Raw genomic sequence first — 26,912 nt, 5'->3', positions numbered from 1 at the left:
GTGAGCACGCGAGGGGACAACGTGGACGACCGGGCCGTCGGGGGCGACGGCCCTCGTCGTCGTACCCGGTTCGTCGCAATCGCCTCGGCCACGGCGTTCCTCGCCGCGGCACTGTTGGCAGCGGCAGCCGCCCCCGCCTTCGCCGTCGCCGGCGCCGCGGACACCGAGCGCATCAGCGCCGCGACCACCGCGACCCCGCAGCCGGGCGAACTCGTGGGCCCGCCGAGCAGCGGCCGCCCCGGCACCCCGACGCCCCCGCCCGCGTCGACCGGGCGACCACCCGTCGCGCCGACCATCGCCGACCCGGGGGACATCACGAGCAGCACCGCCCGGTTCCACGGCACCGGCACCCCGGCGCACGTGGTCCGCGTCACCGGCCCGGCGTCCACCGGGTCGGCCGGGTGCTCCGCGCAGGTGCAGGCGAACGGGTCGTGGGCCTGCCTGGGAACGGTGCGGTCGGGCCCCCAGCAGGTCTTCACGGTGCGTGACGTCACGACCCCGACCCAGCCGTCCGCGAGCGCTCCGGCGTCCGACGTCATCGTGCCGCCGACCGTCGCGTCCGACCACCCGACCAGCGGCGCACTGTCCGGTACCGGCTACCCCGGGTCCACCGTGCTCCTGTCGGTCTCCGGGTCGTCGTCGCAGCAGAGCGCCCCGGTCGGACCGGACGGTCGATGGGTGGCCTCGCTCGCGCTGCGGTCCGACGCCACCGTCACGGTCACCGCGTCGCAGACCGCGAGCACGGCGCACGGCTACCGCTCCGACTTGCGCAGTGCGTCCTCGGCCCCGGTGCGGGTCACCGTCGACCGCACCGCGCCGGCGGTTCCGCGGATCACGGCGCCCGGCGACGGCGACCGCGTCGGTTCGCGCGCCACGCTCGTCCGCGGCACCGGCGAGCCCGGCGCCGACGTGACCGTGTACGTCGACCGAGCACCGGTCTGCCGTGCCGAGGTGGCTGCGAACGGGTCCTGGTCCTGTTCGACAGCCGGGTCGCAGCTCCGGTCCGGCGGTCACGACCTCACCGCGACGCAACACGACGCCGCGGGCAACTACTCGCGGTCGTCCGCTGCCGTGCGGGTCACGGTGTGGTCGACGTCGGGCACCCCCACCGGGACGCCCGGTACCGGCGGGGACGCACCCACGAACGGTACCGGCACCACGACCCCGCCCGGTGACACCGGCACCCCTGGCGGGCACGGGAACGGAAACGGCACCGGCAGCGGCACCGGCAGCGGCATCGGCACGAACGGGAACGGCGGCAGCAGCGGGAGCAGCGGCGGATCCGACGGCAGCGGTGGGTCCGGATCGTCGGCCGGACCCGGCGACGGCACCACGACGAGCGGCACCAGCGCCCCCGGCGCGGCGGGCCCCGGCGGCGGCCACACCGACTGGTCCGGCCCCGCGGGCGACTGGACCGCAGCCACCGCCTACGACCGCACCGTGCCGACGATCCAGGCCGCGTTCTCGTGGCGGACCGTGCTCATCGCCACGGCCGTCGCCGCGGGCTTCCTCCTGCTCATCGCCGCGCCCCTCGCCCTCGTCGCCGCGGCGGCCCGCGGTCGCATCCGGTCGCCCTTCGCCGGCCTGCTCGGACGGAACCGCTCGCGTTCGGACCGCTCGGGAACGGACGACGTCCTGCCGACGTGGGTGTCGATCACGATCGCGGTGACCGTGGCCGCCCTCTGCACGCTGCTGGGCGTGGGCGTCTCGCTCGAGGCCCGCTACGTCCGCCTCGCGATCGCCGTGCTGCTCGGGACCACGGTGCTCACCGCAGCCGTGGTGCTCGTGACCCGATGGGCGGCCGGACCCGACCACCGCGCCGTGGGCTTCCGGGTGTCCCCGTGGCTGGTGCTCGCGGCGCTGATCGCGTGCGGCATCACGCGGGCCGCCGACCTCTCCCCCGCCCTGATCGTCGGGGTGGTGCTCGTGCCGTCGGGTCGCCCCGACCTGGACACCGGCGCGCTGCGCCTCGGCTCGGCGATCGCCGCGGGTGCCCGGAGCGCGACCTGGCGGACGGTCGCCCTGCTCGCGCTCGCGGCCTCGGGCTGGGTGCTGCACAGCCTGACCGCCGGCGGGGGCTTCTGGCACGCGCTGACGTCGGAGTTCGCCATCACCCTGTGCGTGGGCGGGGTCGGAGCCGTCATCGCGATGCTGCTGCCGTTCGCAGGGTCCGCCGGCAGCGCGCTCCTCGCGGCCTCGCGCGGCCGGTACGTCGCGCTGGCCGTCGTCGCGGTCGCGCTCACCGCCGCGGTCTACTCGGGCCCGTCGGGGACGCACGTGTCGCCGGTGCTGCTCGGCGCGGTCGGCGCGGCCTGCGTGGCGGGCGCGATCGGGGCGTGGTTCTGGGCGCGCACCACGCAACCGGACGCGCGCACCTGACCCGCACCGGGCCTCCCGTCCGCCGTCCCCGCGCGGCGGATACAGTGACGAACGGTGCGTGACGCGCCGCTCGACCGCCCCAGGGAGCGATGATGACCGAGACCCGATCCGATTACGACCCGACACGCTTCCGTGAGGTGTTCGAGGGCAGCTTCACGTACGCGAACGGCTTCGCGCGGAACACCCACCGCTTCGCAGGCCGCCCTGCGCTGCGCGAGCCGGACACGGGTCGATCGTGGACGTACGCGGAGCTCGGCGACGCCGTCGACCGCATCGGCGGGTGGCTCGTCCGGCACGGCGCCGGCCGCGGTTCGGTCGTGATGGTCGAACTGTTCAACTCCCCCGAGTTCGCGATGCTCTACCTGGCGTGCCACCGCATCGGTGCGGTGTTCTCCCCCACGAACTTCCGGCTCGCGCCGGACGAGGTCGCCTTCATCATCGAGGACTCCGCACCGGTGGTGCTGGTGCACGACGCCAGCCGCACCGCCGACATCGCCCGCGCGCTCGAGACCTCGCCGCACCGTCCCGACCACCTGGTCGTCGTCGGCGACGACGACCAAGACGCGCACGACGACGAGCCCGCACGCGACGCGCGCGTCGCGTTCACCGCCCTCCTCGCCGCCGACCCGGTCACGCCCGCCGAGCTGGCCGCCACCGAGCCGCGCAGCGTCTACGACGAGACCACTCGGCTCTACACCTCCGGCACCACGGGACGACCGAAGCCGGTGCCCCTGCCGAGCCTGGTCGAGGTGCTCAGCGCCCACGACGTCGTGATGCACTTCCCGCTCAGCCCGTTCGACAAGACCCTCAACATGTCGCCGCTGTTCCACCGGGGCGGCCTGTACTCGGGCGGCCCGAACCCGGTGTTCTACGTCGGTGCCGAGCTCACGACCCTGCGCCACTTCGACGCCGAGCGGGTACTCGACCTGGTCGAGTCCGAGCGGCTGACGTTCCTGATCGGTGCACCCCCGAACCTGGTGCAGCTCGCGAACGCGCAGGAGGCGCGGCCCCGCGACCTGTCGTCGTTGCACGGCATCGTCACGATGGGCGCGCCGCTCGACCGCGCCGCCGCACTCCGCTACCAGGAGCTCCTGTCCCCGCGGATCTTCAACGGGTACGGCACGACCGAGACCTTCTGGAACACGTTCCTGCGTCCCGAGGACTTCCCCGACGGCGCCGGCTCCACCGGACGTGCGTCGACGGACGACGACGTCGCCGTGGTGCGGGTCTACGAAGACCGCCTGGCCGACCCGACCGACACCGTGCCGAAGGACGGCTCCGAGATCGGCGAGTTCGCGGTCCGGACCGTCAAGTCCGGCTACTCGTACCGCAACCCGGGGCTCGAGGCCGAGAAGTTCGCGAACGGCTGGTTCTACCCCGGCGACCTCGCGACGTGGGACGAGCACGAACGGGTGACGATCGTCGGCCGCAAGGACGACATGATCATCTCCGGCGGCGAGAACGTGCACCCCGTGCAGGTCGAGGCCGCGCTGCAGGAGCACCCGGGCGTCGCCGACTCGATCGTGGTCGGCGTCCCCGACGAGCGCTGGGGCGAGGTCGTGACGGCGTACGTCGTCCGCGCGCCCGGGCGGCTGCCGGAGGACGACGTCGAAGCCGCCGCCGCCCTCGAGGAGTGGACCGCATCGCACCCCGGCCTCGCCCGCTACAAGCGGCCGCGGCTCTACCGGTTCGTCACCGAGCTGCCGTACAACGCCACCGGCAAGAAGGTGCACTACCTCGCGAAGGCGACGGCAGCGGAGGACCAGGCGGCGGGCCGGCTGATCGAGCCGTAGCGGGCTCTGCAGGTGCGCGGCGTCGGACGGGAGGCCCGTGGCGGCCCCGCCCCGCGCCTCCAGGCGGTCAGCTGGTCGCGTCCACCCCGCGGTTCGGCGCGTTCCGGGCGAACAGGCCCGGCAGCAGCCCGCCGATCTTCGTCCCGATGCACAGGCTCACGAAGGTCGCCAGGGGTGTCGCGAGGGACTCGGGGTCGAACGTCGCCACCGCCACCAGGCCGACCGTCCCGGGGACGAGCAGCAGGAACGCCGGGAAGAACGACACCGTCGCGGGGATCGCCGGCACGAGCCGCTCGAGCAACCGAGTCGCGACGAACAGCAGAGCGGCCGTCGCCCCCGTCGCGACGACGCTGCCCCACATCGGCGTCGTCCCGCTCACCAGGGCGTAGGCGGTGACCATGACCGCCACCGAGACGAGCGTCAGCCGCCAGCCCGACCGGAACACCAGGCCGAGTCCGACCGCCAGGACCACCACGGCCACCCACGACACCCAGTAGGACGGGACGGACTCCCACCCCGCCAGGTCCGTCCCGACGCCGGCGACCTCGCCGACGAGCGCCGCCGAGGACGGGTCGACGTGCAGCCCGGTCAGTGCGCTGCCCGAGGCGATGCCCGCGGCCATGAAGCCCAGCATGATGAGTCCCTGGACGAGCCGCGAGGACCCGGTGACGATGTCGGCCGCGGTGAGCTCGAGCAGGGCGTTGGTGATCAGGGCGCCGGGCACGAACACGGCCACCGGCGCGCACACGGCGAACAGCGGGACCTGCTCGAACCCGGCGCCGGCGGCGACGAGCCCGACGATGGCGGTCGACACGAAGGCCGCCAGGAACGGGATGATCGCGACGGCCTCGCGGAAGCGGCGGAGCAGCAGGCCGATGACGCCGACGAGCGCACCGACCAGGAGCGCGAGCAGGATCGCCCACCACGGGCACCGGAAGACGACGGCGAGCCCGGCGGAGGTCAGGGCGTTGCCGAGGATCCAGGGCAGTGCGGGCGGCGGGACGGTACCGGCGCGGATGGCCCGGACCCGCGCGGGGATCTCGGCGAGGGCGATGGAACCGCTCTCCAGCCCGAGCACGACCCGGTTCGCGCGTGCGGCCTGCCGCGACGACAGCTCGACGCCCTCGGCGTTCACGATGGTCGCCGCACCGGTCGAGACCTCGCTCACCATCACCAGCGCCGGCAGGACCCCGATCGCCAGGGTCGGTCCGACGCCGGCGGCGTCGCGGGCCTTCTCGAGCGCCGAGCGGACGTCGGTGACGGAGCTGCCCGCATCGAGCAGCAGCGCACCCAGCGTGCCGAGGAGCATACCGACGGGGACGGTCTCGCCGTCGACGACCTCGACGTGGGCCTCGGGCCGACGGAGGGCGTTCTGCAGGTTCGCGAGTGCGCTTCCGAGTCCGACCACGCAGGCGATCGTACTGGCAGCGACGCGCTGGGCGAGTCGCGTGGTACCCCCGGTGGGACTCGAACCCACAACTCAGCGATTTTAAGTCGCGTGCCTCTACCGATTGGGCCACGGGGGCGGGCCGCAACAGCCTACCGATGCCCTCGACGACGAAGGCGGCCACCCCGTACGGAGTGACCGCCTTCGTGTCGACCGTTGCTACTTGGCGTCCGCCGCGGCCTTCACCGGCTCGGCGTCGTTGGAGACGTCCTTCGCGGGCTCGCCGTACGCGGGACCGGCGGCACCGGCGGGCTTGCCCTCTTCCGGCGCCTGCGCGGCAGCCGGTGCAGCGGGTGCCTCGGCCGCGGGCTTCGGACGGGACGCGAACGCCTCGAACGCAGCGCGCGGGGTCTCACGGTCGTCGAGCGACGCGATGTCGCGACCGAGGAAGAAGCCACCGACCCAGTCGCCGATGACGCGCCACTTGCGCTCCCACGACGGCATCGCCATGCCGTGGTAGCCGCGGTGTGCGCCCCACGCCAGGAAGCCCTTCATGGCGAACTTGCCGGACTGGAACACACCGATGCCGAGCCCGAGACCCGCGACGGCGCCGAGGTTCTCGTGCTTGTACTCGGTCGTGGCCTCGCCGCGGATCGTCGCGACCAGGTTCTTCGCAAGCTGCTTCGCCTGACGGACGGCGTGCTGGGCGTTCGGCACGCAGAAGCCGCCGACGCCACCACCGGTGAGGTCCGGCACGGCCGCGACGTCACCGCAGGCCCATGCGTCCGCGATCACGCCGTTGTCGTCGACGACGCGCAGGTCGGGCTGCACGCGGATGCGTCCGCGCTGCTCGAGCGGGAAGTCGGTGCCCTTGACCATCGGGTTCGCCATGACACCGGCGGTCCAGATGATGAGGTCGGACTCGATCTTCTCGATGGCACCGTCGCTCGTCTTGAGCTCGCAGACGCCACCGACGGCCGAGGCCAGCTGGGTCTCGAGGTGCACGTTCGCACCGCGCTGCGCCAGGTTCTTGAGCACCCAGTGCGAGGTCTCGAGCGAGACCTCGGGCATGATGCGGCCCATCGCCTCGACCAGGTGGAAGCGGGTCTCGTCGAAGGACAGCTGGGGGTAGCTCTTCAGCAGGTCGGTGACGAAGGAGCGGAGCTCGGCGAAGACCTCGATGCCGGCGAAGCCACCACCGACGACGACGACGGTCAGCAGGCGGTCACGCTCGGGACCGGCCGGCAGGTTCGCCGCCTTGTGGAAGTTCGTGAGGATCTTGTCGCGGATCGCCGCGGCTTCCTCGATCGTCTTGAGGCCGATGGCCTCGTCCGCGACACCCGGGATCGGGAACGTGCGCGACACCGCGCCGGCGGTCATGACGATCTGGTCGTAGGACTCCTCCCACGCCTCGCCCTCGGCCGGGGTGATCGTGGCGGTCTTCGTCGCGTGGTCGACCTTGGTGACCTTCGCGGTGACGACGCGGGTGTTCTTGAGGTGACGGCGGTGCGAGACGACCGCGTGACGCGGCTCGATCGAACCGGCGGCGACCTCGGGCAGGAACGGCTGGTACGTCATGTACGGCAGCGGGTCCACCATGACGACCTCTGCTTCGCCCTGGCGAAGGTGCTTCTCGAGCTTCCATGCGGTGTAGAAACCGGCGTAACCGCCGCCGACGACGAGGATCTTGGGCACGGGGGATGATCTCCTTGGATGGGGGTTTCGGAGTCGAGTCAGACTTCGCCGCCACCCGCCCCGACTCCAGCGTCTGCACCGTCATCATACGCCCGGCACTCACACCGGGAGGGCGACCAGTCCGCGCGCTCGAGCGCGAGGTCGCCGATGGGGTTGACGCCGGGTCCGGCGGCGAGGGCGTGACCGACGAGGGCGTGCAGGCACTTCACACGGGTGGGCATGCCACCGGCGCTGATGCCGACGATCTCGTCGACGTGCTCGATCGACTCGCGATCGGCCAGGTAGGACTCGTGGGCCGCGAGGTACGCGGCCGCAGTGGTGTCGTCCTCGAGCAGTGCTGCCAGCTCCGGCATCACCTGGTTGGCCTCGAGGGTGCTGACCGCGGCGGTGGCCGCGGGGTGGCACAGGTAGTAGAACGTCGGGAACGGGGTGCCGTTCGACAGTCGGGGCTTCGTGGAGACGACCGTGGGGTTGCCACAGACGCACCGTGCCGCGATCCCGATGACGTCGCGTGCCGGTCGGCCGAGCTGCGCCGACACGACCTGGACGTCGCGGTCGGAGGGCGGGTCGAAGGGAGGGGTCGTCACGGGAACGTGAGCCTACCGGAGACCCGGTGCCCCGCGCACCGTCGTGCCGGACGGGTGCCGGGCGCTACTTGCTCTCGCCGGTGCCCGAGACGTCCGGGGCCACGAGGTCGGCCGCGGTCTCGTCGGTGAGCCCGGACTGCAGCACCGAGGAGAGCATCGCCTGCACCCAGTCCACCTTCGGCGTCTGGACCTTGGTGCTGACCGGCGTGCCGGAATCCGTCGTCGGCACGGTCTCGGTCGTGCGGTTCTCGGCGCCCATCACGAGGTAGCTCTCCTCGCCCGGGTACACGTAGAGCAGGCGATCGCGTGCCTGCGCCTCGATGTAGGCGGGGTCGTCCCAGCGGGCGACGTCCTTCTTCTTCTGCGTGACGTCGGCCTTCTGGCTCGCCACCTCACGCTGCTGCTGGGCGATCTGCTCCTGCTGCTGGATGAGCGTGCGGAGCGACGGCGCGAGCACCACGACGAAGAGCACGATGATCGCGAGCATGAGCAGGCTGAAGCCGGAGAAGTGGATCGAGCGGTACCAGGGCTGCGCCGACGCGGTGCCGTCGGGCATCGCCACGGGGACGCGGCGGACGCGGGGCTTCTGGCTGGGCACGGTCCGACGATAACCCGACCGACGTGGTGGGCACGCTCGGCACGCGGCCGTTCGGCGCCCTCTCAGCGTCTCGCCGACGTCCGCACACGACGAGACGCCGCCCTCTCGGAGGAGGACGGCGTCTCGTCGGTACAGGGACTGCTGAGCGGCTGGCTACAGCGACGCGGCGCGCGGGAAGGCCGAGCGACCGGCGTACACCGCGGCGTCGCCGAGCTCTTCCTCGATGCGGAGCAGCTGGTTGTACTTGGCGACGCGGTCCGAACGGGCCGGTGCACCGGTCTTGATCTGACCACCGTCGACCGCGACCGCGATGTCCGCGATCGTGGTGTCCTCGGTCTCACCCGAGCGGTGCGACAGGATGGAGGTGAGGCCGTGGCGGTGCGCGAGCGACACCGCGTCGAGGGTCTCGGTGAGCGTGCCGATCTGGTTGACCTTCACCAGGATCGAGTTCGCGGCCTTCTCGTCGATGCCCCGCTGCAGACGCTTCGGGTTGGTGACGAACAGGTCGTCGCCGACGATCTGGACCTTGTCGCCGAGCTCGGCGGTCAGGTGCGACCAGCCCTCCCAGTCGTCCTCGGCCAGCGGGTCCTCGATGGTGACGAGCGGGTAGTTCGCGACGAGGTCGGCGAAGTACGCGGTGAACTCCTGGCTCGAGAGCTGCTTGCCCTCGAACGAGTACTTGCCGTCGTGGAAGAACTCGGTGGACGCGACGTCGAGGCCGACGGCGATGTCCTTGCCCGGGGTGTAGCCGGCCTTCTCGATCGCGGTCAGCAGGAAGTCGAGCGCTGCACGGTTCGATGCGAGCTCCGGCGCGAAACCGCCCTCGTCGCCGAGGCCGGTCGCGAGGCCCTGCTTCTTCAGCTCGCCCTTGAGGGCGTGGTAGGTCTCGACGCCCCAGCGGAGCGCCTCGGAGAAGGACTCCGCGCCGTAGGGCACGAGGAAGAACTCCTGGATGTCGACGTTGGTGTCCGCGTGGGCACCACCGTTGACGACGTTCATCAGCGGGACGGGCAGCGTGTGCGCGTTCGGGCCGCCGAGGTAGCGGAACAGCGGCAGGTCGGCCGAGTCGGCAGCGGCACGGGCCACGGCGAGCGAGGCACCGAGGATCGAGTTCGCGCCGAGGCGGGACTTGTTCTCGGTTCCGTCGAGCTCGATGAGCGCGGCGTCGACGAGGCGCTGGTCGGTGGCGTCGAAGCCCTCGAGCGCCGGGCCGATCTCGTCGAGGACGGCGTCGACGGCCTTGAGCACGCCCTTCCCGCCGTAGCGCGAGGCATCGCCGTCGCGGAGTTCGTACGCCTCGAACGCACCGGTGGAGGCACCGGAGGGGACGAGCGCGCGGGACACGACGCCGTCGTCGAGGAGGACCTCGACCTCGACCGTCGGGTTGCCTCGGGAATCGAGGACTTCGCGTGCGCCTACGGCATCGATCAGGGCCACGGGGTACTCCCTACACATTGGTTGTGGTGTTTGCGGGACCGATCCTAGCGAGCCGAGGTGAACACGACGTCGACCGTGACGCCCGGTGTGGACGACTCAGTCGAGCGGGCGGAACTCCACACCCTCGAGCGACGTCGTGTCGGCGCCGACGGTCGCGAAGGCGGAGAACCCCTGTGCGGCCAGACCGGCGAGCAGGTTCTTCGTGTTCTTGGTACGCCGTTCGAGCCGTACGCGTCGGTGCGACCCGAGCGCCTCGGTCTTCAGGGCCGCGAGCCGGACGGGGTCGACGTCCTTGTCGTAGACGAGCACCACGGCGTCGGACTCCGCGGACTCCGGGAGTGTCACGAGGTCGACCAGGCGTTCGAAGCCCAGCGAGAAGCCGACCGCGGGGACGTCCTGGCCGAGGAAGCGGCCGATCATGCCGTCGTACCGACCGCCGCCGCCCAGGCTGTAGCCGAAGTCGGGGTGCGCGACCTCGAAGATCGTGCCGGTGTAGTAGCCCATCCCGCGCACGAGCGTCGGGTCGAAGCGGAGGTCGACCCCCGGCAGGGCCTCGCGCAGGCGCAACAGGTCGGCGAACGCCTCGGCGTCGAGCCACGCGGAGCCCTCGACCGAGGTCCAGTCCGCGGCCTCGAGCGCGCGGATCGTGTCCTCGAGCCCCGGCAGCTCCTGCCCGACGGTGCTGCGGAGTTCGGCGGCGACGCCGTCCGGACCGATCTTGTCGAGCTTGTCGATCGTGATGAGCGCGCGGTCGGCGGCAGCCGGGTCGGCGATGCCCCACGACGCCAGCAGGGTCAGCAGGATCCGCCGGTCGTTGATGCGGATCGTGGTGCCGGTCACGCCGAGTGCGTCGAGGGCGGCGGTCGTGGCGCGGATGAGCTCGATCTCGGCCAGCTGCCCGGGCTCCCCGAGGATGTCGATGTCGCACTGCACGAACTGGCGGTAGCGCCCCTTCTGCGGACGCTCGGCGCGCCAGACCGGCGCGATCTGCACCGATCGGAACACCGACGGCAGCTCGGCACGGTGCGAGGCGTAGAACCGGGCGAGCGGCACGGTCAGGTCGAAGCGGAGCCCGAGGTCGGCGAGGTCGAGGGGCGCCTGGGCCGTCTGCAGGTCCTCGGTGCTGAGCCCGCGCTTCATGACCGCGAACGCCAGCTTCTCGTTGTCACCGCCGAGCCCTGAGTGCAGGCGCGCGGCGTCCTCGACCACCGGGGTCTCGATCTCGTCGAACCCGTGCCGGGAGTAGACGTCGCGGACGACACCGAGCACGTGCTCGCGTCGGGCCTTGTCCGCGGGGAGGAAGTCACGCATGCCACGGGGTGCCGTCACGGTCGTCGCCATGGCGTCAAGTCTGGCAGATGCGCATTGCAGGGTTGCGCCGCATGCGTTCTACTGGCATACTGCATTCAGTACTTCGGTCCGGAGCGTGCCTGATCCACTCTCCGGACCGATCGCGTGGGCACCGTGCTGCAGTGTGCCCCGCGACTCGAGTGGGTTCTGCGTGCACACCTCTCCCTGGGGTGTGCCCACCCGCTCACGGGCGCCCTCCTTTTTCGGGTTAGGAGGGCGCCCTTCTCCGTTTCCGCAGGCGGCGGGCGACCTCCCGCGCACTCACTCCGCGGCGCGGCCGGCGGCCTCGAGCGCAGCGACCGCGGCGCGGAGACTCGCGACCGGGTCGATGCCGTCGTGCACCGCCCTCGTGATCTCCTCGAGCATCGCGATCCCCCACGTGGGGTCCACCACCCCCGCACCGTCGGCCGGCGCCGGAGACCCGACCGATGCCCGAGCGGTCTCCGTTCCGGATGCCGCAGCGGGCGTTGCGGACGGGTCACGGGCCTCCCGGTCGGCGGCCACGACGGACGCGACGGCCGCGTCGGCCGCACCGTGCTCGTCCAGGCGCTCCAGCAGCTTGACGGCCCGTTCCAGCGGCGGCATCGCGCGCGGGACCCCGTCCAGCACGCTCGTCCGGGCCGACTTCTCGGCCGCCTTCGCCGCGCGCCACACCCGGACGACGTCGTCGACGGTGTCCGCGGTCTCGTCGCCGAACACGTGCGGGTGCCGACGGACCATCTTGTCGCGGACGCCGGCGGCGACGTCCTCGAGGGTGAACTCCCCGGCGCGTTCGGCGATCCCGGCGTGCAGGACGACCTGGTACAGGACGTCGCCGAGCTCCTCGCGGACGTCGTCGGGGTCGCCGTCGTCGATGGCGTCGACGAGTTCGTAGGACTCCTCGACGGCGTAGCGGGCGAGCGTGGCGTGGGTCTGCGCACGGTTCCAGACGCAGCCCCCGTCCTCGGCGAGCAGGCGGTCGACGACGGTGACGAGGTCCGGTACGGCGGTCATCGCGCCATCGTCTCACCCACGTATGCTGGTCGTGGTGTGTCGGGAAGTCTGGTCGACGGACACTCACCCGACCCCTCGAGACGGAGATCCATGTCGTCCCTCGTCCGCTCGCCCCGCTTCAGCGCCATCGCGCTCCTGACCGCCGCCGTACTCGGCCTGGTCGTCGCGAACTCGCCCGTCGGCCCCGGCCTCGAAGGCCTGCTCGACGCGCACCCGCCACTGGGCGCCGTCGGGCTCGACCTGTCGATCGCGCACTGGGTCAGCGACGGCCTGCTCGCGGTCTTCTTCCTGCTCGTCGCGATCGAGCTGAAGCAGGAGCTCGTCGACGGTGAGCTGTCGAACCCGAAGACCGCGATCGTGCCGGCCATCGCGGCGGTCGGCGGCGTGCTCGTCCCGGCCGGGGTGTTCCTGCTGGTGACCGCGGGTACCCCGTACACACACGGCTGGCCGATCCCGACGGCGACGGACATCGCGTTCGCCCTCGGTGTCCTGGCGATGTTCGGTCGTGGGCTGCCGAGCGGCATCCGCGTGTTCCTGCTCGCACTCGCGGTGCTCGACGACCTCATCGCGATCATCATCATCGCCGTCGTGTTCGCGCACGACACCGACTTCGCGGCCCTCGGCGGTGCGGTCGTCGCACTCGCCGTGTTCTGGGTGCTCGGCCGGATGCTCCGCCCGGGGCGCAGCGGCCAGACACTCCTGATCGTGGCGATGGTCCTGGTCGGACTCGTCACCTGGTGGCTCGTCCACCACTCGGGCGTGCACGCCACCATCGCCGGCGTCGCGCTCGGGCTCGTGCTGCCCCGCCGACCGGGCCACACCCTGCACGAGCACGTCGAGCCGTGGTCGAACGCGATCGTGCTGCCGGTGTTCGCGTTCGTCTCCGCCGCGGTCGTCATCCCCTCGGTCGGCATCAGCGAGCTCTCCCCCACGTTCTGGGCGGTCGTCGTCGCGCTGCCGGTCGGCAAGGTGATCGGCATCACGCTGTTCGGCGTCGTCGCCACGCGGCTCTTCCGGTCACCGGGGCGGTCCTCGTTGTCGTTCTTCTCGATCATCACCGTCGGGGTGCTCGGCGGGATCGGGTTCACGGTCTCCCTGCTCATGAACGAGCTGGCGTTCGCCCGCAACGAGGAGGTCCTCGACGAGGGTGTGCTCGCCGTGCTCGTCGGGTCCGGCATCGCCATCGTCGCGTCGGCGGTCGTCGTCACGCTGCGGGCGCGGGCGTACCGTGCGCGCCGTGAGCTGTCCGAGGCCGAGGACACCGAGTAGCGGGCCGCGGGCCCGGGCGCGGTTCGACCCGGAACGACGTTCTCGTTGTCGTACGACATCGAGGACGTCGTTCCGGGTCGAAGATCGCCGCCCCTACGCGGCCGGCGCCTCCGCCGGCGTCGTCGCGCCGTAGACCGCGGTCAGGATGCTCTCGACCCACCGGATCAGGGCGTCGTCCGGCAGCGCCTGGTCGTGCGGCCGCGGCATCGGGATGCTCGCCGCGTTCTGCTGCGGGAACCACTTCGCGCCCGGGAACATCCGCTTGAGCCGCACCTGCGACGAGTCGGCGAGCTCCTTGCCCGCGACGCGCAGGTTCGACCCCATGACGACCACGTCGGACAGGCCGACCTGCTGCGCCATGCGACGGAGCCGGGAGACCTCGACCAGCGTCTGCACGGCCTGCGGTGGCTGCCCGTACCGGTCGGTGAGCTCGTCGAGCACCATGTCGATGGCGTCCTGCTGCGCCGTCGGGGCCGAGGCCGCGGACAGCTTCTGGTACGCCTCGAGCCGGAGCCGCTCGGACTCGACGTAGTCCTCGGGGATGTGCGCGTCGACCGGGATCTCGAGCCGCAGCTCGGTCTGCCCCTCGGCGACGTCGCCGCGGAACTGCGAGACGGCCTCGCCGATCATCCGGAGGTACAGGTCGAACCCGACGCCCGCGATGTGCCCGGACTGCTCGCCACCGAGCAGGTTGCCGGCACCACGGATCTCGAGGTCCTTCATGGCGACCTGCATGCCCGCGCCGAGCTCGTTGTTCGCCGCGATCGTCTCGAGGCGGTCCTGCGCGGTCTCGGACAGGGGCTTCTCGGAGTCGTACAGGAAGTACGCGTACCCGCGCTCCCGCCCACGGCCGACACGACCGCGCAGCTGGTGGAGCTGGGACAGCCCGTACTTGTCGGCCTTGTCGATGATGAGCGTGTTCGCGTTCGCGATGTCGAGCCCGGTCTCGATGATCGTCGTCGACACGAGGACGTCGAACCGACGCTCCCAGAAGTCGACCATGACCTGCTCGAGGGTGCTCTCGGACATCTGCCCGTGCGCCACGGCGATACGGGCGTCCGGCACGATCTCGGCCAGGTGCGCGGCGACGCCCTGGATGTCCTTCACGCGGTTGTGCACGTAGAACACCTGGCCCTCACGCAGGAGTTCGCGGCGGATCGCGGCGGCCACCTGCAGGTCGGACTGCGGCCCGACGAAGGTCAGGATGGGGTGGCGGTCCTCTGGTGGGGTGGCCAGGGTCGACATCTCGCGGATGCCGGTGACGGCCATCTCGAGCGACCGCGGGATCGGGGTCGCCGACATGGCCAGGACGTCGACGTTCGTCTTGAACTTCTTGAGCTGGTCCTTGTGCTCGACGCCGAACCGCTGTTCCTCGTCGATGATGACGAGGCCGACGTCCTTGAAGGTGATGCCCTGCGACAGGATCCGGTGGGTCGCGATGACGATGTCGACGGTCCCGTCGGCGAGCCCGGCGATGGTCTCCTTGGATTCCTTCTCGGACTGGAACCGGCTGAGGGCGCGCAGGTGCACGGGGAACCCGGCGAAGCGCTCCTGGAACGTCTCCATGTGCTGGCGGACGAGCAGCGTCGTCGGCACGAGCATGACGACCTGCTTGCCGTCCTGCACCGCCTTGAACGCGGCGCGGATCGCGACCTCGGTCTTGCCGTAGCCGACGTCGCCGGACAGCAGGCGGTCCATCGGGATCGGCCGCTCCATGTCGCGCTTGATCTCGTCGATCGTGGTGAGCTGGTCGGCCGTCTCGGCGAACGGGAAGGCCTCTTCCAGCTCGCGCTGCCACGGTGTGTCCGGCCCGAACGCGTGCCCCTTCGACGCCATCCGCGCCGAGTACAGCTTGACCAGGTCGACGGCGATGTCGCGGACGGCCTTGCGGGCCTTCGACTTGGCGGCGGACCAGTCCGAGCCGCCCATCTTCGACAGGCTCGGGGACTCGCCACCGACGTACCGCGACAGCTGGTCGAGCTGGTCGGTCGGCACGAAGAGCTTGTCGCCGGGGTAGTTCCGCTTCGACGGCGCGTACTCGAGCACGAGGTACTCGCGCTGCGTCTTCACCGCGTTGCGGCCGCCGCTGGAGACCTCGCGGCTGACGAGCTCGACGAACTTGCCGATGCCGTGCGTCGCGTGCACGACGACGTCGCCCGGCTTGAGCTGCAGCGGGTCGACCACGTTCTTGCGGCGGCTCGCCAGCTTCTTGACGGTGCGCGCGCCCTGCTGGACGCTCCGGCCGTAGAACTCCGCCTCGCTGAGGACCACGATGCGCGGATCCGGGATGGCGAAGCCGTGCTCGACGGTGGCGGTCGTGACGATGGCGACACCCGGCTCGGGAGGCGCGGGCAGGGCTTCGGCACGGGCTGCGACCCCGGCGTCGGCGAGGACCTGCACCGCCCGTTCGACCAGTCCCTGGCCCTGGGCGGTCACCACGACCGCCCACCCGTCATCGGTGAGCGCCTTGACGTGCGCGATCGCGCCGTCGGCACTGCCCGCGAAGCTCGGCACCGCCTCGGCGCGGACGCGGATGTACTCCCCCGCCTCGGCTGCCGCCTCGGCGTCGGTCAGCACGCGCGCGGTGTCGCCTTCGTCGAGCCCGGAGTCGAACGGCGACACCGTCCACCAGGTGCGCTGCCCACGGGTGTTCTTGAGCTGCTGCACCGTCAGGAAGTTGCCGGCGTCGAGGTCGATGGGTGCCTGCGCCCCGGCGACCGCGGCGCTCCAGGCGGCCTGCAAGAACTCGGTGTTCGTCTCGGCCAGGCTGTTGGCGCGGCCGTTCACCCGCTCGGGCGAGAACACCGCGATGGTGGCGGTCTCGGGCAGGTACGACGTCATCGGCACGAGGTCCTGCACGAGCGCCGGGGCGAGGGACTCCATGCCCTCGACCGGGATGCCCTCGGCGATCTTCGCCAACATCTGCGACAGGTTGGGGAACTCGTGGAGCATCTCGCGCGCCCGCTGCCGGACGTCGTCGCTGAGCAGGAGTTCGCGCGAGGCGGTGAGCTCGACCGAGCCGAGGTCGTCCTCGGTGGTGCGCTGATCGGCGACCGAGAACGCCTTGATCGCCTCGATCTCGTCGCCGAAGAAGTCGACGCGGACGGGGTGGTCGGCCGTGGGCGGGAAGACGTCGAGGATGCCGCCGCGCACCGCGAACTCACCGCGCCGGGTGACGAGGTCGACCCGGGCGTAGGCCATGTCGACGAGCTTCGCGGCGATCGCTGCCAGGTCGTTGCCGCGCGAGGCGGTCCGGAGCAGGACGGGTGCGAGCGAGGTCAGGTTGGCCGCGATCGGCTGCAGGGCGGCGCGGACGCTCGCCACGACGATGGTGGTGCGGCGGTCGGCGACGTCGGCGGCGGACCACGACGCGAGTCGGCGCAGGGTCGCGATCCGGGTGCCGACCGTCTGCGCACTCGGGCTGAGGCGTTCGTGCGGCAGGGTCTCCCACGCCGGGAACTCGAGGACGTCGGCGTCGGGGACGTAGCTGCCGAGGGCGTCGCGGACGGATTCGGCCTCACGCCCGGTCGCCGTGATGACGAGCACGCACTGCGGGCTGTTCCGTTCGGCGATCAGTGCCCCGAGCAGCGGGACCCGCAGGCCGTCGACGACCGAGAAGTCGGCGTCACGAGGCGCGGCACGGAGCACGCGATCGAACGCGGAGGCGCGCGAGAGCGCAGGGATGATGCCCGAGATCGTCACTCAGGAGATGGTACCGGCCCCCACCGACACCGCCCGCGTGGTGCGCGACGGGCGAACACGGCCGGGATCGGCCGGTGCCGTCAGGACGGCGCGTGCACGCGCTGCTGCGCGGCGACGAGCCCGAGCTCGGCGATCGCCTCGACCGCGTCCGCGGCGTCGGCCAGCAGGATCGGCAGCGACTTCTTCTCGGCTGCGGAGAAGTCACGCAGCACGTAGTCGGCCGGGTCCTGACGGCCGGGCGGGCGACCGATGCCGACCCGCACGCGCGAGAACTCGTTCGTGCCGGTCGCCTTGATGATGTCGCGGAGGCCGTTGTGGCCGCCGTGCCCACCGCTGCCCTTGAGCCGGACGGTGTCGAACGGCAGGTCGAGCTCGTCGTGCACGACGACCAGGTCGGCCGGGGTGGCGCTGTAGAACCCGAGCACCGACGACACCGGGCCGCCCGACGTGTTCATGAACGAGCCGGGCTTCGCCAGCACGAACCGCGGGCCACCGGGCACCAGGCGCCCTTCGGCGACCTGGTTCGGCGTCTTGTGCTTCTTGAACGTCGCGCCCATGCGGGACGCGAGTTCGTCGAGGACCATCTGGCCGACGTTGTGGCGGTTGCCGGCGTAGTCGGGCCCGGGGTTCCCGAGTCCGACCACGACCAGTGTTCGATCCGCCACAGCGTCGACCAGGTGCCTTCGAAGGAGTGTTACTCGGAGACGGGCTCGGAGCCGCCCTCGGCACCGGATTCGGCGCCGGCCTCGGCCGAGGCCTCGTCCGCAGCGTCGTCGTCGGCGGTGCCACGCGGGGTGACGATCTGCACGACGAGTGCCTCGGGGTCGGTCTCGAGCTCGGCGCCCTCGGGGAGGGTCAGCTCGGACGCGACGATCTGCTTGCCGTCCTCGAGGCCCTCGACGTCGACGACGACGTGCTCCGGGATGTCGGTCGCGAGGACCAGCAGGGAGACGGTGTTCAGGTCCTGCACGTGGATCGTGCCGGAGAAGGACTCGCCCTCGATGACGACGGGCACGTCGACCGTGACCTTCTCGCCGCGGCGCAGGACCACGAGGTCGATGTGCTCGATGATCTGGCGCACCGGGTCACGCTGGACGTCCTTGACGAGGGCGAGCTGGGCAGCACCCTCGATGTCGAGGTCGACGACCGCGTTGGCGGTACGGACGAGCAGCATGGTCTCGTGACCGGGCAGCGAGATGTGCTTCGGCTCGGTGCCGTGGCCGTAGACGACCGCGGGGATCTTGTCGGCGGCGCGGAGCTTGCGCGCTGCACCCTTGCCGAACTTGGTGCGGACGTCCGCTGCGAGCTTCGTGTAGTCGGCCATGGTGCCTCCTGGTCTCGGGGGTCGACACCGGCGGTCCGGCATCGTGGGGGTCTGTGGTGTTGCAACTCGAACGCGTGCACGCGTGAGGAACGTTCCCTGCTGGGCCGGGTCTCCCACCGCGTCGATCACGGCCGCTGTCGCGGCCCTCGCCGAAGTCAATCACCAACTCTACCAGCACCCGCCGGGCGTGTCGTGCCTCAGTGCCCGGCGGCCACCGCTTCCTTCGGCACCCTGAGGAACGAGAGCACCACGAAGGCGAGGACGTAGAGCCCGACGAACGTCCAGACCACACCGCCGGGCCCGCCCCACGGCAGGACGGCGCTGACCACGGCGTTGCCGAGGAAGGTCGCACCGCCGGCCGCCGTCGCGTACATGGCCATCGCGGCGCCGCGGCGCTCCTCGCCGGCGAAGGCGGGGACGATCGCACCCATCGGCGTGAACCCGGCGAGCATGATGCCGAAGACCGTCCCCGCGGCGGTCGCGAGCCAGAAGCCCCACTCGGAACCGGCGGGCACCAGGTGCGGGACGTACCACCAGGCCAGCAGCCCGATGGCCGAGGCGCCGATGCCGAACCACTTGACGGTGCGGATCCAGCCGATGCGGTCGCCGAGGGCGCCGAAGAAGGCGTTGAACAGGATGTTGCCGGCGTAGACGATCACCGTCATCGTCAGCCACTTCGACTGCCCCCACCCGAGCTCGGTGCCGATGATCGCCGGCATGATCACGAACATGCCGAACTCGGGCGCCGTGTTGACGAGCCGGATCAGGACGGCGAGCAGGACCTTGGGGCGCGTGATGCAGACCTCGATGCCGCTGGCGATGACCCGTGCGGCGGAGTGCGAGCGCGGGGCGATGCGGCCGAGTCCGGTCTGCTCGTGGACACCGAACCGGACGATCACCCAGCCGGCCGCGACCAGCACGAGCGACAGGGCCATCGACCACGTCTCGCCCGTGTGGCCGCCGCCGAACGCGGGGATGCTGCCGATCGCGATGAGCGAGCCGAGCGTCGGCAGGCCACCGGTGAAGACGACGTAGAACCAGCCGACGGCGGTCGCGTTCCGCTCACGTGCGACGGTGTGGTTCACCCAGCAGAGGAACGAGAAGGCGAACAGCGGGAACCCGAGTCCGCGCAGGAAGTACGTCAGGGCGATGAGTCCGACCGACCCGGTGGGCAGTGCCGCGAGGAACGCGACCTGGAACACCACCCACAGGACGGCGCCGATCGTCATGACGCGGCGGGGCCCCCACAGCTCGGAGAGCACACCGGCGAAGTACGACGCCACCAGGACCGCGACGCCGTAGATGCCGATGACCATCGCTGCACTGTCCGTGCCGCCGGAGCCGAGCGCCGCGGCGATGTGTGGCGCGATGAAGTTCGACTCGATGCCGTCGCCCGTCATGAAGACGAGGACGCCGAGGAAGCCCCACCGCAGCGGGTGCGGGATGCCGAGGCGGGCGATGAGACCCTCGCGCCCCACGGCGGGTGCCGGTGGCGTGGAGCCGGGTGGTGCGGTCGCGACGCCGTTGGGCGGGGTCAGGGTCGTGGTGCGTTCGGTGCGGGGTTCCGACATGTGTCGTCTCTCCTGGAGGGGCCCCGGAGTGCTCGACCCGGCATCGCGGCATGTCTCCGGGGTGCGCCGCGCGCCACGCTCCCGACCATCCGCGCGGTGGCTGCGGGCGATCGGGGCGTCGGCGATGATGCGAGTCCTGTACCCGGGACGCCCCGTGCTGATGCGGAGACGGCTCCCGGCGGACCATCGCCGGCCCGAAGCATGGTGCCCGAGATTAGACCGCTCCAACGCCGCTCGTCAAGAACGACAACTGTTGTGTAACGATCCGGGCAGCGGAGCGTGCGCGGAGGGCGTTCCCGGCGTACTGGGGTCAGCGACCGAGGGTGCGCCGGTGCTCCTGCGCGGCCGCCAGCAGCTCGCGGGCGTCGTTGCTCGCGGCCTCGGCGGCGTCACGAGCACGTTCGAGGGCCTCGACCTCCGCGGTGGCCCGGTCGAGTTCGCGCTGCAGGTCGGCCCGGCGTTCCTCGGCCGCCTCGAGCTCCGACTCCGCGACGTCGAGTGCGGCGTCGGCGTCCCGGGACTCGCTCCGGGCGGCGGTCTCCGCCTGGCGCGCGGCCTTCCGGGCGGCGGCCGGGTCACGCTCCGGCTCCGGCTCGGCGTCCGGCTCCGGTCGGTCCGGTGGTGCCGTCTCCGTCGACCGGGAGGCACGGCTCGCCTTCCGCGCGCCCCTCGCCCGGGTGATCGGGATGGGTGGGGCATCGCTGCCGGACCAGGCGTCCGGCACCGCGTCCGGGTGCGCGAGCGCCCCGTCCAGGTCGACCGCGTCGAACCCCACGCTCTCCAACGGCGTCACGAGCAGCCCCGAGCGCACGGCGGCTCCGGCGTGCGGGTCGGCCATCGCGGCCTCGATCGTCGCGCGCACCTGCTCGAGCACGGCCGACGTCGCGGGGTGTCCGGCGTCCGAGGCGAGGTCGGCCCCGGCCTGCGCCAGGGCCTCGATCACCTCGGAGCGTTGCTGTCGGAGCGTCCGGATCTCGCCGGGGTCGGCGTCGGCCTGGGCCTTGCGGAGCGCTGGTCCGAGGTCGACCGCGTCGTCGAGGGCGCCGTCGTGCGCGAGCAGGTCCACGACCCACGCTGCCGGTGCGGGCTTCCGGAGCTTCCCGATCGCCGCCGCCAGGTCGCGGTCGTCCTTCCGCACCGCGCGCTGGCGGGCTGTGCGCTCGGCGACGAAGTCCCCCGGCGCGACGAGCAGCAGCTCCCTGGCGACGTCCGCGAACTCCATGCCCCCCAGCTTGCCCGCTACCAGTCGTGGACGGTGCCGTCGGCCAACCGGTTGAACGGCAGGTAGGCCTGCTCGTACGGGTACTTGCCGGCTTCGTCGACGTCGAGGCTGACCCCGAGGCCGGGCTCGTCACCGGGGTGCAGGTAGCCGTCCGTGAAGCTGAAGGTCTGCTGGAACACCTGGTTCGTCTGCGGCCCGTGCTGCATGTACTCCTGGATGCCGAAGTTGTGGATCGCCATCCCGAGGTGCATCTGTGCGGCGAGGCCGACGGGCGAGATGTCGGTCGGCCCGTGGAACCCGGACTTGACCTGGTACATCGCGGCGTAGTCCATCGTCTTCCGGAGCGGGGAGATGCCGCCCATGTGCGTGACGGCCCCGCGGACGTAGTCGATGAGCTGGTCGCGGATGATGTCCTTGAAGTCCCAGATGGTGTTGAAGACCTCGCCGATCGCGAGCGGCGTGGTGGTGTGCTGCCGGACGAGCTTCAGGGCTTCCTGGTTCTCGGCCGGGGTGCAGTCCTCGAGCCAGAACAGGTCGTACGGCTCGAGCGACTTGCCGAGCTTCGCGGCCTGCAGCGGGGTCATCCGGTGGTGGCCGTCGTGCAGCAGCGGCAGTTCGGGTCCGAACTCGTTGCGGACGGCTTCGAACACGGTGGGCACGTGGCGCAGGTAGGCGCGGGTGTCCCAGTCCTCCATGGCGGGGAAGGCTCCGCGCTGCGCCGGCTCGAAGTCGTACCGGACGCCCTCGTTGCCCTCGGTGGTCTTGTTCGAGGCGATGCCGTAGATGCTCTCGAGGCCCGGGACGCCGGTCTGCACGCGGATCGAGCGGTAGCCCTCCTCCTGGTGTTCGCGGATCGAGTCGAACAGTTCGGGGAGTTCCTTGCCCGAGGCGTGCCCGTACGCCATCAGCCCGGTGCGCGAGGCCCCGCCGAGCAGCTGGTACAGCGGCATGCCGGCGACCTTGGCCTTGATGTCCCAGAGCGCCATGTCGACGGATGCGATGGCGGCCATCGTGACGGGGCCGCGGCGCCAGTACGACGAGCGGTAGAGGAACTGCCAGGCGTCCTCGATGCGGCTGGCGTCGCGGCCGATCAGCAGCGGCACGACGTGCTCGGACAGGTAGGCGGCGACGCCGAGCTCGCGGCCGTTCAACGTCGCGTCGCCGAGGCCGGTGACGCCGTCGGCGGTCGTGATCTTCAGCGTCACGAAGTTCCGGTTCGGGCTGGTGACGATGACCTCGGCGCGCTCGATGAGCTGGCCGCGGTCGGCCGACGCCCACGTGTCCGGACGCCCGGAGGTCTGCCCAGTCGCCGCGCCGGTGTCGGCGGCGCCCGGCACCGGGGCCGCGGGGTTCGTGGTGGTGTCGGTCATGCGTGGACTCCTTCGTCGGTGCTGCTGGTGGTGCGTGCGGCGGTGCTCGCCGCCCGGATGTCGTCGGCCGCCGCGGTGATCGCGTCGACCACGGCGGTGGTGTCGAGGTCTGGGGCGATGCCGCGCAGCACGTCGTGCACGTCCGAGTCTGCCCCGGGGGCTCCGTCGTCGTCCACGAGGTCCGGCTGCGTCGTGACGTGGAGCCACCACGCTGCGATCGCCGTCGCGGCGCCGGGCCCGATGCCCGCGGACGGGTCGCGCTCGAGCCGGTGCCGCACGACGTCGACGACCCGGACGGGCAGCTTCTGCGACCCGCCGGAGGCGATCTGCCGCAGGGTGTGCCGGATGCGGGGGTTCGCGAACCGGTCCACCAGGGCGGCGCGGGCGGCGGCGACCTCGTCGGTGGGCAGCGGCAGTTCGCGGGCGGCCTCGTCCCACAGCTGCTCGACGGCGGCCCGGCACACCGGGTCCTCCATCGCCGCGGCGACGGTCTCGTGCCCGCGTTGGAGCCCGAGGTACGCGAGCAGCGAGTGCGAGCCGTTCAGCAGCCAGAGCTTCCGCTGCTCGTACGGGGTGACGTCGTCGACGATGCGCACGCCGGCGGTCTCCCACGCGGGCCGGTCGATGCCGTCGAAGCGGTCCTCGAGCACCCACTCAGCGAACGGCTCGGTGACCACCGGCACCCGGTCCCCGGCGAGCGCTCCCGGCAGGGCGGCGAGGCCCGCGACGTCGGCGTCGGTGGTGGCGGGCGTGATCCGGTCCACCATCGACGACGGGAACGCGACGTTCGCCTCGATCCACGCGCGCAGGTCGGGGTCCGTGGTGGCACCCAGCACGGCTTCGCGCAGCACCGCGCCGTTGTGCGTCAGGTTGTCGAGGCTGACCAGCGCGATGCGCCCGCCGCGGGCCGTCCGCCGGGCGTCGAGCCCCGCGACCAACCGGGCCGGGACGTCGGAACCGGACCGGTAGCCCTGCTCGGTGACCGTCAGCGTGACGATGGTCGTCGCCGGCGACGCGACCACGTGCCTCCAGGTCGTGTCGTCGCTGCCCGCGTGGGCGGCCACGATCGTGTCGACCACCTCGGCGTCGTCGCCGGACGCGGCGCGGGTGACCAGCGTGTACCGGCAGTCCTGCGCGACCAACGCGTCGGCCGCCGCGGGCGAGCGGCCGGTGAAGGCGGTGATGCCCCACGGCTCCCCCGTGGTGTGGGCCGTGTACCAGGCGAGGTGGGCGCGCGCGAACGCACCCACCCCCAGGTGCACGATGCCCGGTCGGCGGTCGGTCATGCCGACACCGGCACGAGGGACCGCAGGTACGCCAGGTTGTCGGCGGTACGAGCCTCGAGCGGCAGGTCGGTGGAGAAGTCCTCGATGGTGACCCACCCGTCGTAGCCGACCTGGCGGAGGGCGTCGAGGTACTCGGACACGGATGCCTGGCCGGTTCGCAACGGCGCCCACTCGTGCTGCCAGATCGTGCTGCCGTCGGCCCGGGTGTCGCCGGTGTCGACCCACCGTGCGTTCTTCACGTGGGCGTGGGCGAGGTAGGGGCCGAGGAGCTCGAAGGCGGCGAGGTGGTCCTCGTACCCCTCGATGACCAGGTTGCCGAGGTCGTGGATGACGCCGACGTGCTCCGGGTCGAGGCCGTCGACGAGTCGCAGCGCCGCCGAGGCCGAGGGGGTGATGGTCATGTGGTGGAGCTCGACGAGCGCCTTGACGCCGAGCTCGGTCGCCCGGGTCACCGCCCACTCGAGGTCGGCTCGGGTGCGGTCGAAGATCTGACCGTACGTCTCGCCGGTGCGTTCCTTCTCCTGCCGGTACACCGGCATCGAGACCCGGACCTGCCGGGCGCCGAGCTCGCTCGTGACGCGGAGCATCGTCTCGACGCCCTCGTGGTCCGACGCCTGCTGGTACCCGCCGATGCCGGAGTACTCGAGGCCGGCGGCGTCGGTGATCCGGGCGATCTCGCCGACCTGGTCCTGGATGCCGGTGAACTGCCACGTCGAGTCGTTTCCGGCCCAGAACGAGCGACCGGCGGGCACGACGGTTCCGTCCGCGGGGCGGTCGTCGACGATGCGCCACTCGACTCCGTCCCAGCCCTGGTCGGCCAGCGTCGACGCGGCCTGCGACGGGGTCCAGTCGGGGGTGGACGCGGTGAACACGGAGAACTTCATCGGGTGGCTCCTTCGGTCGCGGTGTCGGACGTTGCTGCAGCGCCCACCACGGGCACCACGTCGTCGTACTTCCCGTCGATCACGTCGTCGATCCGGACGGGCTGCCCGAGCGTCGCGCTGACGTAGAGCCCGCGGACGGTGGCGAGCGACACGAGGGCCGCGTCGACGGTCACGCCGGGCTCGCGGCCCTCGCGGATCGCGGCGACGATGTCGGTGTACTGCCGACCGTGGCCGGCGGCGAAGTGGTCGGGCTCGGCGGGGCCGCCGACGACGTGCTCCGGCGGGACGACGTCGTCCTTCTGGTCGACGGCGCCCGCCACCGCCGACGCGTTCGCGGTGGTCGACGCGGACTCGAGGGTGGCGGCGTCGGGTGCGATGTGGAAGTAGGCCAGGCGGTCGTCGTCGACGATCGCGGACCCGTGGGTGCCGTACACGGCGTAGCGGGCGGAGAGCCCCGGGTACGCGGCGGTCGTGCAGTGGATGACGCCGAGCGCGCCGCCGGCGAACCGGACGGTGGCGACGGCGGTGTCCTCGACCTCGATGCGGTCGTGCGCGAGCAGCCCGGTCTGCGCCGAGATCTCGACCGGACGGCCGAGCGCCCAGACGAGCAGGTCGACGGTGTGCACGCCCTGGTTCATGACCGCGCCGCCGCCGTCGAGCGCCCAGGTGCCGCGCCAGTCGCCGGAGTCGTAGTAGCCCTGCGACCGGTACCAGGCGACGCTCGCCAGGCCCGAGGTCACGGTGCCGAACCCGCCGTCGTGGGCGGCCGAGGCGACGGCGGCCGAGGCCGGGTCGAACCGGTGCTGACTGATGACACTCGTGACCAGGCCACGGTCGCGGGCCGCCGCGGCGAGCGCGGCGATCTGCCGGGCGCGGGGCATCGTGGTGTCGAGGGGCTTCTCGATGACGACGTGCTTGCCGGCGGCCAGGGCGGCCTCGGCGAGCTGCACGTGCATGCCGGACGGCGAGCAGATCGCGACGACGTCGATGTCGGTCTGCTCGATCGCCTCCTCGATGGTGGACGTCGTGACGGGGCGGGTGACGCCCATCGCCTCGACCTCGTCGGCGGCGCTCGTGGCGGCCGCGGGGATCGCGTCGACGAGGGCGACGACCTGCAGGTCCGGGTGGTGGACGGCGACCGTGGCGTGGTGGCGTCCGATGACGCCGGCACCGACGACTGCCAACTTCAGTGGGGTGGTCATCGCAGGGTGACTCCGATCTGGTCCGTGAGGGTGCGGAGGGCTCGACCGGCGCGACCGAAGGCCGCGGGGCCGGAGAACCCGCCGAGGGAGGTGAAGTCGCTGAGGTGCGGCTCGAGCGAGGCGTAGCCGGAGTACCCGGCGTCGCGCAGCGCGGTGAGGGTCTGGAGCAGCTCGCCGTCGCCCTCGCCGGCGGGGACCACCGACGAGTCGGCGGCGAGCGCGTCCTTGACCTGCAGGTAGTCGACGTAGGGCGCGAGCTGCGCCCACCCGTCGGTGAACGGCTTGACGCCGCACTGCACGTAGTTCGCGTTGTCCCAGGCCAGGCGGAGTGCCGGGGACCCGACGCTCTCGACGAGGTCGAGCACGCGCGCGGGGACGTCGCCGTAGATGTCCTTCTCGTTCTCGTGCAGCAGGGTCACGCCCTCGCGTGCGGCGAGGTCGGCCAGGGCGCGCATCCGGACGAGGACGTCGTCGCGGACGTCCTCCGGCTGCCGGCCCTCGAAGTAGAACGAGAAGATCCGGATGTTCGTGGTGCCGAGGGCGTGCGCGGCGGCGATCGCGCGACCGAGCCGTCCGACCTCGTGCTCGACGGGCTCGTCGACGGAGACCTTGCCGATCGGCGAGGCGATGGCGGACACGGTCTGTCCGCGCTCCTCGAGCAGGCGGTGCAGTCCGGCGAGCTGGTCCTCGTCGAGGTCGACGACGTTCACGCCCCAGGCGCTGCGGACCTCGATGGCGCTCGCGCCGAGCGCCTGCAGGACCGCGACCTGGACGACGGGGTCCGCGTCGATCTCGTCGCCGAAACCGGAGAGTTCCCACGTGGGCTGGTCGGTCATGGTGTCCTTTCGTGTCGGACGGGAGGC

General features: G+C 71.8%; 20 protein-coding genes and 1 tRNA gene. 3 read left to right on the top strand and 18 right to left on the bottom strand.

Translation table 11 applies throughout. The features are described from left to right. Positions 1 to 2,379, top strand: coding sequence for an Ig-like domain-containing protein (locus ACXKZB_RS05180; RefSeq protein ID WP_488825015.1), 2,379 nt, complete (start codon positions 1 to 3; stop codon positions 2,377 to 2,379). A gap of 92 nt (positions 2,380 to 2,471) precedes the next feature. Continuing rightward, the gene (locus ACXKZB_RS05175; RefSeq protein WP_488825013.1) at positions 2,472 to 4,172 is read left to right on the top strand and encodes a class I adenylate-forming enzyme family protein; all 1,701 of its coding nucleotides are present in this window, start codon (positions 2,472 to 2,474) and stop codon (positions 4,170 to 4,172) included. Positions 4,173 to 4,239: 67 nt separating this feature from the next. Here ACXKZB_RS05175 and ACXKZB_RS05170 read toward each other — a convergent pair whose 3' ends face one another. From ACXKZB_RS05170 to ACXKZB_RS05135, 8 genes are all read right to left on the bottom strand, one after another. Then, complete coding sequence (locus ACXKZB_RS05170) at positions 4,240 to 5,580, bottom strand: threonine/serine exporter family protein (protein WP_488825012.1); 1,341 nt, start codon at positions 5,578 to 5,580, stop codon at positions 4,240 to 4,242. Positions 5,581 to 5,621: 41 nt separating this feature from the next. Further along, positions 5,622 to 5,698: transfer RNA gene (locus ACXKZB_RS05165), tRNA-Leu, on the bottom strand. 80 nt (positions 5,699 to 5,778) lie between these two features. Further along, positions 5,779 to 7,254 (bottom strand): NAD(P)/FAD-dependent oxidoreductase, encoded by a 1,476-nt coding sequence (locus ACXKZB_RS05160; RefSeq protein ID WP_488825010.1) that lies wholly within the window; start codon positions 7,252 to 7,254, stop codon positions 5,779 to 5,781. 38 nt (positions 7,255 to 7,292) lie between these two features. After that, positions 7,293 to 7,841, bottom strand: coding sequence for a DUF501 domain-containing protein (locus ACXKZB_RS05155; RefSeq protein WP_111084823.1), 549 nt, complete (start codon positions 7,839 to 7,841; stop codon positions 7,293 to 7,295). Positions 7,842 to 7,905: 64 nt separating this feature from the next. Then, a complete protein-coding gene (locus ACXKZB_RS05150) occupies positions 7,906 to 8,439 on the bottom strand; it encodes an FtsB family cell division protein (RefSeq protein ID WP_488825008.1) in 534 nt (177 codons plus the stop codon). Between the two features lie 153 nt (positions 8,440 to 8,592). After that, a complete protein-coding gene (gene eno, locus ACXKZB_RS05145; RefSeq protein WP_123313266.1) occupies positions 8,593 to 9,876 on the bottom strand; it encodes a phosphopyruvate hydratase in 1,284 nt (427 codons plus the stop codon). A gap of 96 nt (positions 9,877 to 9,972) precedes the next feature. Further along, on the bottom strand, positions 9,973 to 11,217 hold the full coding sequence (hisS, locus tag ACXKZB_RS05140) for a histidine--tRNA ligase (RefSeq protein WP_222659856.1): 1,245 nt from the start codon (positions 11,215 to 11,217) through the stop codon (positions 9,973 to 9,975). Between the two features lie 270 nt (positions 11,218 to 11,487). Beyond that, complete coding sequence (locus ACXKZB_RS05135) at positions 11,488 to 12,219, bottom strand: MazG family protein (protein ID WP_488825005.1); 732 nt, start codon at positions 12,217 to 12,219, stop codon at positions 11,488 to 11,490. A gap of 90 nt (positions 12,220 to 12,309) precedes the next feature. Between ACXKZB_RS05135 and nhaA the strand changes: the two genes are divergently transcribed. Further along, on the top strand, positions 12,310 to 13,488 hold the full coding sequence (nhaA, locus tag ACXKZB_RS05130; protein WP_488825003.1) for a Na+/H+ antiporter NhaA: 1,179 nt from the start codon (positions 12,310 to 12,312) through the stop codon (positions 13,486 to 13,488). Positions 13,489 to 13,581: 93 nt separating this feature from the next. On the opposite strand, the gene mfd is transcribed toward nhaA, so the two are convergent. The 10 genes from mfd to ACXKZB_RS05080 all read right to left on the bottom strand — a co-directional run bounded on the left by mfd (position 13,582) and on the right by ACXKZB_RS05080 (position 26,885). Then, on the bottom strand, positions 13,582 to 17,190 hold the full coding sequence (gene mfd, locus ACXKZB_RS05125) for a transcription-repair coupling factor (RefSeq protein ID WP_488825001.1): 3,609 nt from the start codon (positions 17,188 to 17,190) through the stop codon (positions 13,582 to 13,584). 80 nt (positions 17,191 to 17,270) lie between these two features. Then, positions 17,271 to 17,855: an aminoacyl-tRNA hydrolase gene (gene pth, locus ACXKZB_RS05120; RefSeq protein WP_222659848.1), complete on the bottom strand. Its 585-nt coding sequence runs from the start codon at positions 17,853 to 17,855 to the stop codon at positions 17,271 to 17,273. A 29-nt stretch (positions 17,856 to 17,884) separates the two neighbouring features. Continuing rightward, positions 17,885 to 18,514 carry a 50S ribosomal protein L25/general stress protein Ctc gene (locus tag ACXKZB_RS05115; RefSeq protein WP_488824998.1) on the bottom strand — a complete coding sequence of 210 codons (630 nt, stop codon included), beginning with the start codon at positions 18,512 to 18,514 and terminating at the stop codon, positions 17,885 to 17,887. Between the two features lie 197 nt (positions 18,515 to 18,711). Beyond that, positions 18,712 to 20,085: an RbtT/DalT/CsbX family MFS transporter gene (locus ACXKZB_RS05110; protein ID WP_131845276.1), complete on the bottom strand. Its 1,374-nt coding sequence runs from the start codon at positions 20,083 to 20,085 to the stop codon at positions 18,712 to 18,714. Positions 20,086 to 20,395: 310 nt separating this feature from the next. Then, a complete protein-coding gene (locus ACXKZB_RS05105; RefSeq protein WP_488824996.1) occupies positions 20,396 to 21,307 on the bottom strand; it encodes a hypothetical protein in 912 nt (303 codons plus the stop codon). Between the two features lie 17 nt (positions 21,308 to 21,324). Next, the gene (gene manD, locus ACXKZB_RS05100; RefSeq protein WP_488824994.1) at positions 21,325 to 22,677 is read right to left on the bottom strand and encodes a D-mannonate dehydratase ManD; all 1,353 of its coding nucleotides are present in this window, start codon (positions 22,675 to 22,677) and stop codon (positions 21,325 to 21,327) included. Continuing rightward, positions 22,674 to 23,963: a mannitol dehydrogenase family protein gene (locus ACXKZB_RS05095; protein WP_488824992.1), complete on the bottom strand. Its 1,290-nt coding sequence runs from the start codon at positions 23,961 to 23,963 to the stop codon at positions 22,674 to 22,676. Before ACXKZB_RS05095 ends, manD begins: the two co-directional genes overlap by 4 nt. Beyond that, the gene (locus ACXKZB_RS05090; protein ID WP_488824990.1) at positions 23,960 to 24,847 is read right to left on the bottom strand and encodes a sugar phosphate isomerase/epimerase family protein; all 888 of its coding nucleotides are present in this window, start codon (positions 24,845 to 24,847) and stop codon (positions 23,960 to 23,962) included. Before ACXKZB_RS05090 ends, ACXKZB_RS05095 begins: the two co-directional genes overlap by 4 nt. Beyond that, the gene (locus ACXKZB_RS05085; RefSeq protein WP_488824988.1) at positions 24,844 to 26,049 is read right to left on the bottom strand and encodes a Gfo/Idh/MocA family protein; all 1,206 of its coding nucleotides are present in this window, start codon (positions 26,047 to 26,049) and stop codon (positions 24,844 to 24,846) included. Before ACXKZB_RS05085 ends, ACXKZB_RS05090 begins: the two co-directional genes overlap by 4 nt. Continuing rightward, positions 26,046 to 26,885, bottom strand: coding sequence for a sugar phosphate isomerase/epimerase family protein (locus ACXKZB_RS05080; protein WP_488824986.1), 840 nt, complete (start codon positions 26,883 to 26,885; stop codon positions 26,046 to 26,048). The genes ACXKZB_RS05085 and ACXKZB_RS05080 overlap by 4 nt, the downstream gene beginning before the upstream one ends. Positions 26,886 to 26,912: the final 27 nt, after the last annotated feature.

The organism is Curtobacterium sp. ABR8 (assembly GCF_057812125.1).
Note: the sequence above shows the minus strand (reverse complement) of the source record. Positions and strands in the feature narration are given on the sequence as shown.